The following is a 14744-nucleotide window of genomic DNA, read 5'->3' as shown; positions in this document are numbered from 1 at the left end:
AAACGGCGCGCGCGTCCCCACCCGACGGGTGCGGTCCGTCACCTCCTCATTGCAAAACTATGTCCCGATCTGCATCCTGACGCCGCAATGCGGATATGGAGATTCCGGATGCCACGACAAATCCTTTTCATTCAGGGCGGCGGCGAGGGCGCCCACGATCAATGGGACAACAAGCTGGTTGCCAGCCTCAAGCAGGATCTCGGCGACGGCTTCACCATCCTCTACCCGCATATGCCCGACGAAGCCGATCCTGGCTATGCGACCTGGAAACACGCCCTGCTGACGGAACTCGATAGCCTCGACGATGGCGCCATCCTCATCGGCCACTCCGTCGGTGCCACCATCCTCCTCCACGTCCTCGCCGACCAGGTACTGACCTTTACACCTGGTGCTCTCATGCTGATTGCGCCGCCGTTTGTCGGTGACGGTGGCTGGACGAGCGATGACGTGACGCCCCCCAGCGATTTCACCCGGCATCTGCCGGCTGGCGTACACATTGTCTTCTATCACGGCGCCGAGGACGAGACCGTGCCCGCCGCCCACATCGCGCTTTACGCCAAGGCCATCCCGCAGGCGATTATCCGCTCGCTCCCGCACCGCGATCATCAGTTCAACAACGACCTCAGCGAGGTCGCCCGGGATATCCGCTCACTGCTTGGCTGAGACGAGCGGCGCCAAATAGGGTTTAACCTCGGTTTCATTGCCCTTGTCGATATCCGCCTGTTCCCCCTCCAGTGCCGGCAATCGCGTGATCAGAGCGGCGCGTCTCGGTTCCGGACTGCCCCCCAGATCACGCATCCCGGAAATCTCCGAGACCAGGGCATATTGCAATGCGGCTAGCGATTGCAGATCGCTCAGCGTAGTCAGGCGGTCCTTTGCCTGTGTCGCTGTCTTATAAGACGCTGTGACCTCATCGTAGCGCTTCAGCAGCGTTTCGTCGCGATAAACGGCCCGCCACAGAATGATGTCGATCAGCTTGCCCTTGCCATGACCGTCCTTGGCAGCCTGCGCAGCCGCGCAGGCGTCGGCTGCGGACCAGAACAACTGGTCCGTTTCCCGCGACGTAAGGAGATAATCCCTGATCAACGAGTCGACCGGTTTATTGTCCTGTTCGTACCGATGCAGAAGCGCCAATTCCTCGCTCTTTTGTGCCTGGATCTCGCCGAGGCTCTGGGTCTCCAATGCACAGACCTTGATCTCGTCGATGGGCCAGACGGCGACGGTGTGCATGGTCTGGTTCTGATATCCCATCAGAACAGGGAAGCGTTTCTTGCTGATGGCATCGAACGCGGCCTTGTCGGCCGGACTCAACGCCGTTTCGACATGCACCGAAGACGCGACTGTGGCCAGGGCCAGCACGAGTCCAACAGTCTTCAGTATCATAATGTCTTTCCCCCAACGGCATTTAGGTGACAGTCCATCAACCGCCCGTCCATGTCAACGCGAGGCGCTGGTGTTGCCACGACAAAAAGAAGCCGGCATTCCGTGGAATGCCGGCTTAAGGGGCCTCTGTCGCGGGTCGATGAAACGGGTAAACGCCGAACCGGTTTGATCACAGAAGGCTGAAATCAGAAGCGGAAGCGGACCCCGGCGGCGACGCGCTTGCCGGTCGTGCGGTATTCCTTGGTGCGGTCCGGCGTAACCGAATAGATGAACTCGTTCGTATCGGTCAGGTTGAGGCCGTCAAGGTACAGGGTTACATGCGGCGTCAGGTCGTAGGACAGGCTGGCGTCGAGCTGGCCATAGGCGTCGAAATATTCCGGCTCGCCGTTACGGCCCGAAGCGACCTGCAGGAACTTGTCGCGCCAGGTATAGGCGACCCGTGCCTGGACACCGTACTTTTCATAGAAGCCGATCAGGCTGTAGCTGTACTTGGACAGACCTTCCAGGCCGTAGGAAACATGCGCCACGGTATTGGTATAGTTGGCATTGCTTTCGGCATAGGTGAAGCTGGTCTGCACGCCCAGGCCGTCCCACGGCGCCGGCAATTGGCCRAACGACTGACGGTAACCCAGTTCGAAACCCTTGACGACGGCGCCCTTGCCGTTGGTGGGCACGGTTACCTGGAAGGTGACCTGGTCGACCTTTTGCGGCGTTGTGGTCAGGGTGACGAACGAGTCGATATTCTTGTAGAAGGCCGAGACCGACAGCAGGGACAGCTTGTCGAAATACCATTCCAGGCCACCTTCGATCTGCGATGCCCGGAAAGGCTGCAGATCCGGATTGCCGCGCTTGATCGTCTCGTTGCCGGGATTGGTCTGGATCGACTGCTTCGGCGACAGGTCGGACAGGGTCGGGCGGGTGATGACCCGCGATGAGGCGAAACGGGCGATCAGGTTGTCCGTGAGGCTCAGCTTGACGTTCAAAGACGGCAGGATGTCGGTATATTTGCCTTCGAAACTGACCGGAACAATGCCCGAAAGCGTGATGAGGTTCTGGCCTGCGCCGTTGGGAACGGCGGAAATGATGGTCTGCGACGCGCCGGACGAGGTATATTTGGTGTCCTCGATGCGCACGCCGGTATTGATCGACAAGGGCATGCCGGCGATTTCGGTGCGGATGTCGCTCATCAGGTACCCAATGAGCACCTTTTCATCGACGACCGACGAACCTGCCGGATCGAAGCGCCCGGGATCGAAGGCCTTGCCATCCTGGGTGGCGAACTGGTCGACCTGCATGATGACGGCCAACGGATCATAGGCGATCCAGTCGCGAATGACATTGCCGTTATGGCTTTCAAAAAAGCCCATATCGGTCGAATGGAACAAGGATGTCGGCAGGACACGATCCGAACCGCAATAGGCGCATTGCTCGCCGCCCGGGGTCGAATTAGTGGTGATCGTCTTGGTGCGCTGCTCGCTGGCAATACCGGAATAGAGGGTCACGGCGCCTTCAGGTGCCCATTTGCCGTCGAACTTGAACTCGGTCGTCTTGTCGTCGATGTCCGATCCGCCGCCCCAGATATAGTAGTGGGCGGTGATGCCTTGCGGATTGGTCGCGGCGTCGGGATAGTTCGGGCTGGTAAAGCCGTAATCATAGATCGGGCTGCCGCTGCGGCGGTCGAACCACAAATCCATATGCTTGCGGCGGATGGTGGTGAAATAGTCATTGGCCTTGCCGCGGCGCTCGGCCTTGGAGGTCGAGGCGTCGAACGACAAGGTCAGGCTGTCCGTGGCCTTCCAGGCGGCATTGAAGCCGACCATCGAAGTCGTTACATTACGCGTATCGTGTTGCAGGATTTCGTCGACCGTACCGTTGGTGTATTTTTGATAAACGGCTTCGCCGTCCGCCACGACCTGGTCGATCAAGGTGCCGCCCGAGAAATCATAGGCGAGGCCGGTTTGATCCTCGGTGATGTCCGACTTCGAATAGAGGGTATCCAGCGTCAGGGTCAGGCGATCCGTCGGCTTATACTGCACCGAACCGTTGAAACCGGTCGTCTTCTTGTTACGCACGAAGAAGAACGGCGACAGGTTGGACGGCATCGAGATATGGCTGAACGGCGCGACATTCGCGCCGATACGAGCGCCGGGGACTCCGCCGGCATTGTAATAGCTATCGGTCGAGGAGCGATAGACGTGACCGGCGCCGATGGTGAATTCGTCGTCGCGGACTTGTTCATCGCTGTAGGAGGCGGAGAGTGCGACACCGAAATTGCGGGCCTCATTGCGCCAGCTCATGACGGCTGCCGCGTCGGGATTGTTGGTGTCGGCCAATTCGGCGTGGCTGGCGCCGATCGAGCCGGCCAGGGAGAAATTCTTCGGTTGGTCCAACGGACGCAGAGTGCGGATATCGACCGTGGCGCCGATCGACGCGCCGTTAATATTGGCTTGCGGCGACTTGTAGACGTCGGCGCCGGAGATCAGTTCCGACGGCAGTACGTCGAAGGAGAATTCGCGGCCGTTATTGTCGGTCGCCAGGGTCCGGCCATTGACAGTGACGGCATTGAACTTGGGACCGAAACCGCGGACCGAGATATAGCGGCCTTCACCGCGGTTCCGTTCGATTGTGACGCCGGCGACGCGTTGCAGCGATTCGGCGACGTTCTGGTCGGGCAGCTTGCCCAAATCTTCGGAAGCAATCGAATCGACGACGCCGATCGCGGACTTCTTGATATCGAGCGATTGCTTGATCCCGCGGCGGATACCACGAACGACAACGGTCTGGGTTGTATCTTCGCTGGCGGCAGGGGCGGCGGCTGTGGTGGAGGCATCCTGCGCGGCGGCGAATTCGGGGGCCAGCAGTGCGGCGGCCGAGAGGGCGGTGGCGGCCAGCAGTACAAGTTTCCTGGACATAGATTTCCTTCCTTGGATCTCGCTCTATATTGAGCGCTGATGAGGCATATTATTTTATCGTAATATGTGTGTCAAATTATCATCATATGTCTGACAATACGCCCGGGCTGAAATCCAATGGGTACACAAGAAATTGAGGCAACGTGACCTAGCGAGCTGTAGGCGTGGAGCGGCCGTAGTGAAAGGCTTGGTGATCGTGCTTGGTCCCTGTTTTCTTTATTGTTTTACAGCGACGGGGCGTACCGGCGGAGCCTGTGAATCCGCAAACGGCCGCCGCGTCGCTGCCCTATCATAAAGCCTCAAGGTCGCATGATGTCAATGGAAGGAAAAGAGGTTGCCCGGCCACAGATGTTGTTGCAAGCGCCAGAAGCGAGAAAGTCTTTCATAGAAAGGATCACAGGACATCGATGCCGACTTGGAGGTGGGATGGGAGGGCGCTGCATAAGTGCTTGGCGGGATGTGACTTAATCACAACATTACTGATTTGATTTGTGTGAAATGCATCATTTGCTGATGTTTAATGATTTGTTTGAAAATTAATTGTCTGAGTAATTGCGCGCAGATACAAAAATGACCGCTTGCTTGCGGAAGCGGCCAGTCAACACCCCGGGGAGGGATATCTTGTTATTTCACCGACTTGATCGGCAAAACGAAGAAGGAGCCGGCGAAGACGAAGACGATCGCGGCCAGGAACAAAACACGGTAATCGGTGTGAAAAGATTTCAACAGCCATGCCGCCAGAACCGGCGAAATGATCTGCGGAATATTGACGGCGGTGGTGAGCAGGCCGAGATCCTTGCCGGCTTCGCCGGTATCCTTGGGCAGGACTTGGGTCATCAGCGCCATATCGATCGACATGAAAGCGCCATAGCCTAAGCCGATCAGGGCGGCATAAATGTACATGCCATTGAGCGAGGGGATGAAAAGAGGGGCGACCATGGCGGCGCCCATGATCAGGCTGGCGGCGAAAACGAACGGCTTACGGCGTTTGATCCAGTCCGACACCAGGCCCGACAGCAGGGACGAACCCATGACACAGACGAAGGTGATGGCCGACACTGTGCCGATAACGATATTGGCGCGGTCCGTGCCGAGGTGGATATAGTCCTGCAGGATATAGAGCAGGTAGGTGACGATACCCTGATAACCCATGTAGATGGTGAAGCGGCCGAGAAAGGCCCACCAGAAATCGGGATAGGCCTTCGGATCGATCCAGAAGCCCTTGGCGAAATCACCGATTTTGAATGGCTTCAACGCCACGCCCTTGGACGAAGTATCGTGGTTGAGGACGACGAAGGCCAGGCAGCATACTGCGATGGCGCCGGCGAAGACGGCATAGGCCAGGGGCATGTTGTTGGCCAAGCGGCCGGCGACGATCATGCCGACCGTCCCGCCGGCCGTCATGCCTGCGCCCACAAAGCCTGACGCGGTACCACGAGCATGTTCGGGAAAGCGGTCGGCGACGACGGTTGTCAAGGCCGGTTGCATGGAATTGAGGGCGACGGCCGCCACCACCCAAACCGCGGTGATACTCCAGAAGGTCGGCATATAGGCGACGCTGGCCAAGGCGATGGCCCCGACGACCGAGCCGGCGATGATCCACGGCGTGCGGCGGCCCAATTTTGACCGCGTCCGGTCCGACAGCGCACCGGCGATCGGCGTCGTCAGGGTCGAGAAGATCGAGGTGACGAAGAACATCAGGCCGAGATTACCCACCTTGTTGGCGGGGTCGAGCGCCGCGATCTGGTTCGGCAGCAGCACGGCCAGCACACCACAATAGAGCGCCAAAAGCATAAAGAAGCAGACGAACAAAGAGCCGAGCAGCAGCCAGCGCCGGGCGCCTGCAACATGTGGGATGCCGGTAAAACTGGGCGCGGGCGCCTCGGTCAGGGTCGGTTGCAGGTCCATGTCGTTTCCTTCGTTTTTTATTGTAGACGATAAACGTCTCGGGCGCTGCCGGCCCGGATTCGTATTTGATCTTCCACGCTCAGGCCGGCGATCGCCGCCTCGACGACATCCAGCCAAGGCCCGTAGCCGCCGGCCAGATCGACGACCGGCCAATCGCCGCCGAACAGACAGCGGTCCGGTCCGAACACCGAGATGGCGTGGTGCAGATAGGGTAGGAGCTCTTCGGGCCGCCAGTCGTCCCACGTCGCCTGGGTCGGCAGACCGGACAACTTGCACCAAACATTCGGCAGGGCGGCGAGGGCAGACAGGTTGTCGGCCCAATCGTCGCCATTGATGTTGGCGTCATGCGCCGCAATATCGGGCTTGCCGAGATGATCGAGTACGATCCGCGCCTCGGGCACCTGACGGACGGCCTCAAGCAGTTCCGGCAGTTGCGGCGCACGAATACACATGTCAATCGCCAAGCCGGCTTCCGCGGTCAACCTCATACCGGCGACATAACCGGCAGCGGTCATGAAACCGTCGTCCTCGTTCTGAGCGTTGCGACGAACACCTTTCACCAATGGCCGCGCCGTCAGGGCGGCGAGGTGAGGGGCCACATCGCCACCCGCTTCAAGCGGTGCATAGGCGACAATTCCTAAAATCGGGAAATCTTGCGCGGTGACCCAATCGACTTCCGCCAGTGCCTGTTCAGGCGCGCAATCGGCCTGGACGAAAACGGCGCCCTTCAGGTCAATTCCAATATTTTTGAAACGTTCGCTGTCGTGCACGCCGGCAATCGCCGGCACGTGTTTCAACCAGTCATAATCGAGCTGCGTCGGATCCCAAAGATGGAGGTGGGCATCGATCATTGGCCGGCCTTGCCGCCATTGCCCGGCAGGACATCCCACCCTTTATCGAGGACGGGCGCCAACACTTCCTCCACGCGCGCCAACAAGTCTTCGTCGATCGGCGCGCTCAGGGCGGCGACATTGTCGCGCATATTGGCCGGACTGGATGAGCCTATTACCGTCGAGGCGATGCCATTGGCGCGCGCCGCCTGCATGGCGAATTGCAGGGCCAGGCGGGAAATATCGTTGCCGGCTTCGGCGCAAATCCCTGCCGCTTCCGCCGCCGCGGCGTGCACCGAGGTGTGCCCGGGATGCCAATCAGGCGGTCCGCGCCGCGTCAGCAAACCCATGCCCAGCGGCGAGGCGTTGAAGACGGTGATCCCGCGCGCTTGCAGGCGCTTGGCCACTGGCGCCAGGCGCTGGTCCTGCAGGGTGAAGGTGCAATAGGCCATGACCGTGTCGACCGATTGTTCGACCGCGACCTTTTCCAGCAGGGCCAGATCATAACCGGTGATGCCGACATAACCGATAACGCCCTGGCGCTTCAGGTCATGCAGGGCCGGGATGGCCTCATCGACCAATTGGCGGTAATCGCCCATTTCGATGTCATGGCATTGCAGGATATCGACATGGCCGCATTGCAAACGCCCCAGACTGGCCTCCAGGCTGCGCATAGTGGCGTCGCGCGAAAAATCCCAGTCCTTGTCACCGTAACGGCCGATTTTGGTCGCCAGGGTATAGCGATCGCGCGCAATACCTTTCAGCGCGTGCCCCAGCGCCGTCTCCGCCGTGGTCAGCCCGTAATAGGGCGCAACGTCGATCAGTGACACGCCCAGTTCCAATGCCGTATGCACCGTGGCATCGGCGTCGTCCTGATTGACCTTGTGATAGACGCTGCCCAGCGAAGCCGCGCCCAGGGCCAGCACCGAAACCTCTGGTCCGTCCCCACCTAATCGTGTCGTTTCCATCTGGTTTTTATCTTACTCAGAGCGCTTACTTCCCCCTCGCCCCTTTCAAGGGGAGAGGGTGGCAGGCTTCAGCCTGCCGGGTGAGGGGTTTCTTACTTCACTTGGCATTTCTACCAAAATTCGTATCGATCTAGTTTTCCGGCACCAGCCGCAAACCGGCACGCGCCGGCCGCACATGCGGGCCGCCGGCGACGGCCCATTGGCCGGACTGGCGCGTGCTCAGAATCACGGCCTCGTCGACCTCGATACCGAGGCCCGGCGCGTCGCCCAAAACGATACCGCCATCGGCGATCTCCTGATCGACTTTCAGCCCGACCGGCGAGCCGAAGTCCTGGAGCTCGACCGTCAACAGGTTGGGCACCGCCGTAGCGGCATGGGCCACCGGATTGCAGTTGTATCCGACCGGCGACACCGGCAAATTATGCGCGTGAGCCGCCATGGCGACCCGATTGAAGTGCGTAATGCCCCACACCATACCGGCCTGGACGACATCGACCGCGCCAGCGGCAAACAGCGGACTATATTGATCGAGACCTGTCAGGTTCTCACCCGTCGCCACAGCCGCCTTGACGGCGCGGCCGATCACGGCGTGGCCTTCGGCGTCCCAACGCCGCACCGGCTCCTCGATCCAGGTCAGGTCCATATGCTGTTCGATTTCGGCGATATGGCGGATGGCCTGCTTGGGCGACCACGATTCGTTGACATCGAACATCATGGCGGGGCGCGACGTGTTGCGTTTCAGGACCTCGCGGACCGACAACAGCCGCCGGATATCGCGGTCGATATTTCGCCCGCCTTTCAGTTTGGCGCCGGTAAACCCGCGATCGGCCCACTTTTCATAGAGCGCGACCAGGGCATCGTCATCCAGGCCCTGGCACAAACCCGAGGCGTAGCCGGGCACGAACCGGTCGCGCCCACCCAGGGTGCGCCACAAAGGCTCGTCGGCCATCTTGGCCTTCAGGTCCCACAAGGCCATGTCGACGGCGCCGATCGCGCCATAGGTGGCGCCGGCATGGCCGCTTTTGAAGACGTGGGCCAGCATGCGATCGTAAAGCGTGGCCACGGCCCGCGGGTCTTCGCCTTCGATGGCCGGAAAGACGCGATCGATATCACCGTGGGCGCCCAGGCCGACCCCGGTCAGGCCCTCGTCGGTCGTCAGCAGAAGCACCGGCACGTCGGTTACCCCCGATTTGATGATGCCGTTGACATCACCGATCGGACGGCCCCAATTGTGCACCGTGGTCAGACTGCGATAGCCGGTAATCTTCATCAACTTACTCTCGGGCCGGCCGCGGCATCCGTACCGCGATGTGAATAGATAATATGTATGATGAACCTAACAGCTTGCGCGGCGGTTGACAAGCGCATTGCATCACGGATGTGATGTTTGAAGTCTAAGATGCTGAAAATGCGCCCTAAAGCCGCTTGCCACGGTGGCGATAATATATAACATATATTCTTTAGGCGCGTTTTTGTTACGAACTTAAACGCGTGCTGAATTCGCTAAATCCGTGTTAAGCTTGATGGAATCACGGATATTTCAAGGTAACGCCGACTTGACCGCTATCGCTTTTTCCGCTCGCAATGCCCGTCGCCGTCCACGTCTGGCTGTGGCCGTCGTCGAAGACCTGGTTACCGCCATCGTTACCGAAGTCTATCCGGCCGGTTCGGCTCTGCCGCCGGAAAATGTGCTGTGTGACATGTTCGAAGTCAGCCGCACCGTTATCCGCGAAGCCACCACCGCCCTGACCGAAAAAGGCCTGGTGATTTCGCAGCAGGGCAGGGGCACCATCGTGCAGGATTCGGCGCACTGGAGCCTGCTCGACCCGATGGTCCTGAGTGCCCTGTTCCAGCGCGAGGACGGCCTGTCCTATCTCGACAACCTGATCGAAATCCGCGTCACGCTCGAAGCGTCGATGGCGGCCAAGGCGGCGCAGAAACTGACAGCTGACGATGCCGCCGACCTGACGGCGCAACTGGAAAAGCTGGCAGCCCTGATCGAGACGCCGGCGGCCTATGTCCATGAAGACGTCGGTTTCCACGATATCATCATGCGTATTTCCGGTGATCGCTTGAGCGAGGCCATCATTAATTCGATCCAGGGTAAGGCGCTGAAAAACCTGAACTATTCCGGCAAGCTGAATGTCGAGCATATCAAAGCGACGCATGAGGCCCACCAACTGGTCTATGACGCCATCATGAAGCGCGACCCCGAAGGCGCCGCCAAGGCCATGCGCGATCATATCGAGTCGTCATGGCACAAACGCCGACCCACCTCGTTGCGGGGCTAAGGGCAGGTTAGGGGATCCGCAGATTACGCAGATTACGCAGATTTTTCAGAGCCTCATTGTTCGCCTGCCGCACACTCTTCTTACAGTGCCTAATTTGAAATCGTGGCTAAATAAGATATGATAAACAATAGCTTGGAATTGGCGGACGAAGTGCATGACGAAATAGTTCGTTTATGCAAAGCGGGCGACAACCTTGCCGAATCGAGGAATTTTGAAGCAGCAATTGCTGAGTATAATAAAGCATGGAAGTTATTACCTGATCCGAAGAACAATTGGGAAGCAGCTACCTGGATTTTGGCCGCGATAGGGGATTCGTGTTATTTGGACGGTAAAAACGGGTCTGCACGGCAGGCGCTTGAATATGCGATGACCTGTCCTGGTGCGTTGGGAAATCCGTTCCTGCATTTTCGACTGGGCCAAGTATTGCTCGATGTCGGTGAGGAAGATGCCGCCGCCAACGAGTTAATGCGAGCCTATATGGGAGCGGGCGAAGATATATTTAAAAGTGATGATCCAAAATATCTGGAATTTCTCAAGACGCGCGCAGTTTTATAATCTAGCAAGCGCTTATCTTATTCGTTGAGGCAGGGTGCTAATCTTTCTTCCGCCGCCCCCGTTTAAGGGGAGGGTGGCGCGAAGCGCCGGGCGAGGCACGCATAAGAACCACGAATCTTGTCGTTAAATATCTGAAAAATCTGCGAAATCGGCGTAATCTGTGGATTCCTTTCCTTCAGGAAACCTGCCGCACGCTCCCGACCGCGACATTTTCACACACCACTTGCCGCACCGCCCCTTCCAACGGGGAACTCGACCGCAATCCATCGATCTCGCTGTTCGTCACCCGATCCAGCACCACCGCCGGCCTCGCATCCGCGCTATCAATTGTAAAACTGCAATCGCGCAACACCAATCCCGTCGCTTGCCGGCCATAAAAGCCATAGGCGGGCAGTGCCTTCATGAAGCTGACCTCCAGGCTGGCCTCACGCTTCTCCACCGGTACAATCGCTGCATCGGCGGCGGTGCCACCGCCGGCATAGGCAACATGTACACCCGAGAATGACACATCGGAAATGATACCATCGCTGATCCCCTGGACGCCGCAGGCCATTTTGGCACCCGACACCTCGATGTCGCTGAAGCGCACGCGCCGGCATGCCCCGACAACTGTCCCCACCGGCGCCCGCAGTCGCGCTGCCTGACGGACGAACAAGGGATGATTGACAGGATTGCGCAGGACGATGTTCGAAACCGTGACGTCTTCCAACACCCCGCCGTCGACCACCCCGATCAGTATGCCCCGCGTGTTATCGCACACACAGGCGTCGATCAGGATATTGCGAAATCCACCATTACTTTCGGTCCCGAGCTTGATGCGCCCCAGCACACCGATATTATCCACCGACATATAGTCCGACGGCCGGTACGTACCGTCCAACAACGTACCCATCGCATAGCCGCTGGTCGTGCAGCCGGTAATGCTGATGTTTTCGCAGACAATTTTCTGCCCCAAGGCATAGCTCGACTTGACGACGATGGCGTCGTCTTTCGGCGCGTTGACAATACAATCGCGCACGCGCACGTCGCGGCAACAGTCGATATCGATGCCGTCGCGATCGGTATCGACGGTGATGGTGTCGACCAACACATGCGTGCACCCCAGCAGGTGACAGGCAAAATGCCCACCCTGCAGGATGGTGACATCGCGAACCAGGACATTGCGGCACGACTTGAAACCGATGGCCCGGATGCCCTGGCCGTTCATCGCCATGTCCTTCGGGTCTTCCGTCCGCGACCATCCGGGATGCCAGCCGGCGACTCCGTGCCAATGGGCGCCGGCGTCTTCACGCAACAGTCCGGCCCCATGGATCATCCCTCGTCCGATCACGGCAACGTCGTTGGCGCCGTCGCCATAGATCAGGCTGCAATGGAACTGCGTGATGCCGAAATCCTGAAACTCTTCTTCCAGATCACTTTCCGGCAGATCATAGGCGCCCTTGTGCAACACCGGATCGGCCGCCTCCAACACGCAGCCCTCGGCCAGCAAAAGCGTGACGTGATCGAGCAGGCGGATGGAAAAGCTGAGATAATGCCCGGCCGTCAGCACGACCGTACCGCCGCCGGCCTTATTGGCCGCCTTGATCGCGGCATTGATGGCCGGGCTGTCGACGGTTATGCCGTCACCACGCGCACCGAAATCGCGGACATCGAAAAAGCCCGGCGTCGCCGCGAAAACCGGCGCCGCCACCAAGGCCGCCGCCCCTGTCAAAAACGCCCGCCGTATCATTTCTTGACCGGCGCGGTCGGCGAGCCATTGGACGCCGGCAGGTCCGCCGGCTTGGCGCGTGGCTTGACATCGCCGAATTCCACCGGCCCAGCCGACGGATCGATACCGGCATTGGCCATGACCTGTTTCGCCGCATCCGGCCACGCGCTGTTCGTGACCAAATGATCGTCGAGGATCGGGTCGTTCTGATAGGCCGTCCAGATGCCGGCCGTGCCGGCCGTATCGTGCCAATTGCCGGTCGCGGTATTGTTGACCGTGGTGCGCAAGGGCAGAGCGCTGTGGGCGGTATTGATATTCAGCCACGCGCTGGCGCCCTGGACGACATTGTCGCGCGCCATTATACCGCGTGAACCTTCGTCGAAATAGAGCGCGATACGATCACCGATATCGAAGACGTGGTTTTCAGCGAAGACACAATCCGGACAGGCGCCGAGATTATAGATGGCCCCGCCGTCATTGAACAACTGCTTGACCTTATAGACGCGGTTGAAGCCGACGAAGACGTCCTTGTGCGTCGTCGGCGTATCATAAACGGGGTTTCCCAGATCGTAACCGCGCTGGCGCGTGCGGTAATTGGGATTGCCGCCGGCATCGACATAGCCCCAGCCATAACCGACATCGATCGCATCATAAGGCGCGCCGGAAATATCGTTGTGGATGATGACCGCGCCCCACACATAGGTGCTTAGGATGGCGGCATTATCCTTGTAATCCTGGCTGATCGTTTGGATCAAATTATTGCTGACGACCAACTGCCGGTTGGTCAGCTTCCCGTCCGACGGATGGTGAGCATCAGGCCGCACCCCGCCGGATTCGATGGCGCCGCCGGCCAAATCGGTGAAAACGTTGCGCGACACGACGATGTCGGCCGTCGCCAGGCCCTGGCCCGACAGATTGGCATTGGCGTCGGTACCAATGCCCAGCGCATACTGCCCAAGGTGCGTAAACACATTGCGGTCGAAGACGATATGCTGGGCCGCCGCCACCTGAACCGCCGCCGGCGTCTGGCGCCAATTGTTGCGCACCGTCTCGAACTGCGGACAGCCGGTCTTGCACACGGTCAGCACGTCTTTCGGATATGCGACTGCCTTACCGGCGATAAACGACCCGCTCTGCTGGCTGGCGAAACCTTCGTTCGACGACGGCCCCATCCAGCTCGAATAGGAAAACTGCAGGCCGCTGAAATTGAGATCGCTGACCGGCTTGTCCTTGGTGCCGGCGATCGAGACCAGCACCGCCAGACGCGGCAGGACGACCCGCGCCTCTGCCATATTCTCACCGACGCGCGGCTTGTAATAAAGCTTGCCGGCGGTTGGATCGATAAACCATTGCCCAGGCTGGCTGAGAAAACTCAGGCTGTTTTCCAGCAACAGATGCGACCATTCCGGATGGTAAGGGTAGGGGATGCTGTCATAGCCCCAGATATTGTTCGACCACGCCGGCTGCTGCATGGTGATGGTCTGGCCCACGATCTTCTCGACCGGCGAAAAGCGGGCGGTGAAAAAGCCCTGGCTCTCTATCTCAATGCGTTTCTGGCCGCTCAATCCGGCAAGATAACTCAGGCTGGCATCCTTGATAGCCATGCCGGTCTCGGTGAAAGACACAGTGTCGCGCGAAATCTCGACCTGGGCGCGTTGGGCCACCTTATCATTGACCCAAAGCTGGCGCGTGTCGCTGCCCTTGGGCACATCAGCGACAAAGATACCTTTGGCTGCGTCGAACATCCTCCAGCCGACTACCGGAACACCGCCGGACAGAACCGGGTGCGCGCCCTCTGCCGCACGCCATGTGACCGCGAAACCGTTCTGTCCGCCGTCGGCCGCGGTAAAGACCAACGGCTTGTCCAACGCATAGACGCCGTCGCCCAAGGTGACCGTCACGTCCCCCACAGCACTGGCTGTGCGCACCGCCGCCTGGGCGCGGCCCAGGGTGCGAAAGGGATGCGCCGTGTCGCCGCTGGCCTTGTCGTCGCCGGAGGGAGAGACCGTAAAGTCGCGATGCGGGTGATCCCATTTGGTTTGGGCCATGGCGATCGTAGGAATTACGATGATGAGCGTCGCCAGGGCGGCTTTTGTCGCAAAGCGGATCATGGTTTTCCTCAGCCGATTGTGAATTTAAACATCATACATCATATGTTGATGACTTCAACGTCGAACCTGTGCTTTTCC

General features: G+C 59.3%; 11 protein-coding genes. 3 read left to right on the top strand and 8 right to left on the bottom strand.

Going from position 1 to position 14744, the window contains the following annotated elements:
- The first annotated feature begins 108 nt into the window (after positions 1 to 108).
- Positions 109 to 663 (top strand): alpha/beta fold hydrolase, encoded by a 555-nt coding sequence (locus AC1DX3_RS19675; protein ID WP_476991039.1) that lies wholly within the window; start codon positions 109 to 111, stop codon positions 661 to 663.
- Here AC1DX3_RS19675 and AC1DX3_RS19670 read toward each other — a convergent pair.
- From AC1DX3_RS19670 to AC1DX3_RS19645, 6 genes are all read right to left on the bottom strand, one after another.
- A complete protein-coding gene (locus tag AC1DX3_RS19670; protein ID WP_476991038.1) occupies positions 649 to 1383 on the bottom strand; it encodes a hypothetical protein in 735 nt (244 codons plus the stop codon). The two genes, AC1DX3_RS19675 and AC1DX3_RS19670, sit on opposite strands and share 15 nt — an antisense overlap.
- Before the next feature lie 185 nt (positions 1384 to 1568).
- Positions 1569 to 4295, bottom strand: a complete 2727-nt coding sequence (locus tag AC1DX3_RS19665; RefSeq protein WP_476991037.1) for a TonB-dependent receptor — start codon at positions 4293 to 4295, stop codon at positions 1569 to 1571.
- Between the two features lie 624 nt (positions 4296 to 4919).
- Positions 4920 to 6203, bottom strand: coding sequence for an MFS transporter (locus tag AC1DX3_RS19660; RefSeq protein WP_476991036.1), 1284 nt, complete (start codon positions 6201 to 6203; stop codon positions 4920 to 4922).
- A gap of 17 nt (positions 6204 to 6220) precedes the next feature.
- Positions 6221 to 7054: an amidohydrolase family protein gene (locus tag AC1DX3_RS19655; protein WP_476991035.1), complete on the bottom strand. Its 834-nt coding sequence runs from the start codon at positions 7052 to 7054 to the stop codon at positions 6221 to 6223.
- Complete coding sequence (locus AC1DX3_RS19650) at positions 7051 to 8001, bottom strand: aldo/keto reductase (protein WP_476991034.1); 951 nt, start codon at positions 7999 to 8001, stop codon at positions 7051 to 7053. Before AC1DX3_RS19650 ends, AC1DX3_RS19655 begins: the two co-directional genes overlap by 4 nt.
- 130 nt (positions 8002 to 8131) lie before the next feature.
- Complete coding sequence (locus tag AC1DX3_RS19645; protein WP_476991033.1) at positions 8132 to 9271, bottom strand: mandelate racemase/muconate lactonizing enzyme family protein; 1140 nt, start codon at positions 9269 to 9271, stop codon at positions 8132 to 8134.
- A gap of 286 nt (positions 9272 to 9557) precedes the next feature.
- Here AC1DX3_RS19645 and AC1DX3_RS19640 point away from each other — a divergent pair, with 286 nt between their 5' ends.
- Together AC1DX3_RS19640 and AC1DX3_RS19635 are read left to right on the top strand one after the other, a co-directional pair.
- On the top strand, positions 9558 to 10292 hold the full coding sequence (locus AC1DX3_RS19640) for a FadR/GntR family transcriptional regulator (protein WP_476991032.1): 735 nt from the start codon (positions 9558 to 9560) through the stop codon (positions 10290 to 10292).
- A gap of 132 nt (positions 10293 to 10424) precedes the next feature.
- The gene (locus tag AC1DX3_RS19635) at positions 10425 to 10847 is read left to right on the top strand and encodes a tetratricopeptide repeat protein (RefSeq protein WP_476991031.1); all 423 of its coding nucleotides are present in this window, start codon (positions 10425 to 10427) and stop codon (positions 10845 to 10847) included.
- A 175-nt stretch (positions 10848 to 11022) separates the two neighbouring features.
- Here AC1DX3_RS19635 and AC1DX3_RS19630 read toward each other — a convergent pair whose 3' ends face one another.
- On the bottom strand, positions 11023 to 12558 hold the full coding sequence (locus AC1DX3_RS19630) for a rhamnogalacturonidase (protein WP_476991030.1): 1536 nt from the start codon (positions 12556 to 12558) through the stop codon (positions 11023 to 11025).
- Positions 12559 to 12572: 14 nt separating this feature from the next.
- Complete coding sequence (locus AC1DX3_RS19625; RefSeq protein WP_476991029.1) at positions 12573 to 14666, bottom strand: right-handed parallel beta-helix repeat-containing protein; 2094 nt, start codon at positions 14664 to 14666, stop codon at positions 12573 to 12575.
- Positions 14667 to 14744 lie beyond the last annotated feature (78 nt).

Source organism: Asticcacaulis sp. P2_B1, assembly GCF_056404915.1.
Note: the sequence above shows the minus strand (reverse complement) of the source record. Positions and strands in the feature narration are given on the sequence as shown.

Bases quoted from the DNA above. Each gene is read 5' to 3' on its own strand.
- AC1DX3_RS19675 (WP_476991039.1), top strand. From the start codon at position 109: ATGCCACGACAAATCCTTTTCATTCAGGGCGGCGGCGAGGGCGCCCAC.
- AC1DX3_RS19670 (WP_476991038.1), bottom strand. From the start codon at position 1,383: ATGATACTGAAGACTGTTGGACTCGTGCTGGCCCTGGCCACAGTCGCG.
- AC1DX3_RS19660 (WP_476991036.1), bottom strand. From the start codon at position 6,203: ATGGACCTGCAACCGACCCTGACCGAGGCGCCCGCGCCCAGTTTTACC.
- AC1DX3_RS19655 (WP_476991035.1), bottom strand. From the start codon at position 7,054: ATGATCGATGCCCACCTCCATCTTTGGGATCCGACGCAGCTCGATTAT.
- AC1DX3_RS19650 (WP_476991034.1), bottom strand. From the start codon at position 8,001: ATGGAAACGACACGATTAGGTGGGGACGGACCAGAGGTTTCGGTGCTG.
- AC1DX3_RS19645 (WP_476991033.1), bottom strand. From the start codon at position 9,271: ATGAAGATTACCGGCTATCGCAGTCTGACCACGGTGCACAATTGGGGC.
- AC1DX3_RS19625 (WP_476991029.1), bottom strand. From the start codon at position 14,666: ATGATCCGCTTTGCGACAAAAGCCGCCCTGGCGACGCTCATCATCGTA.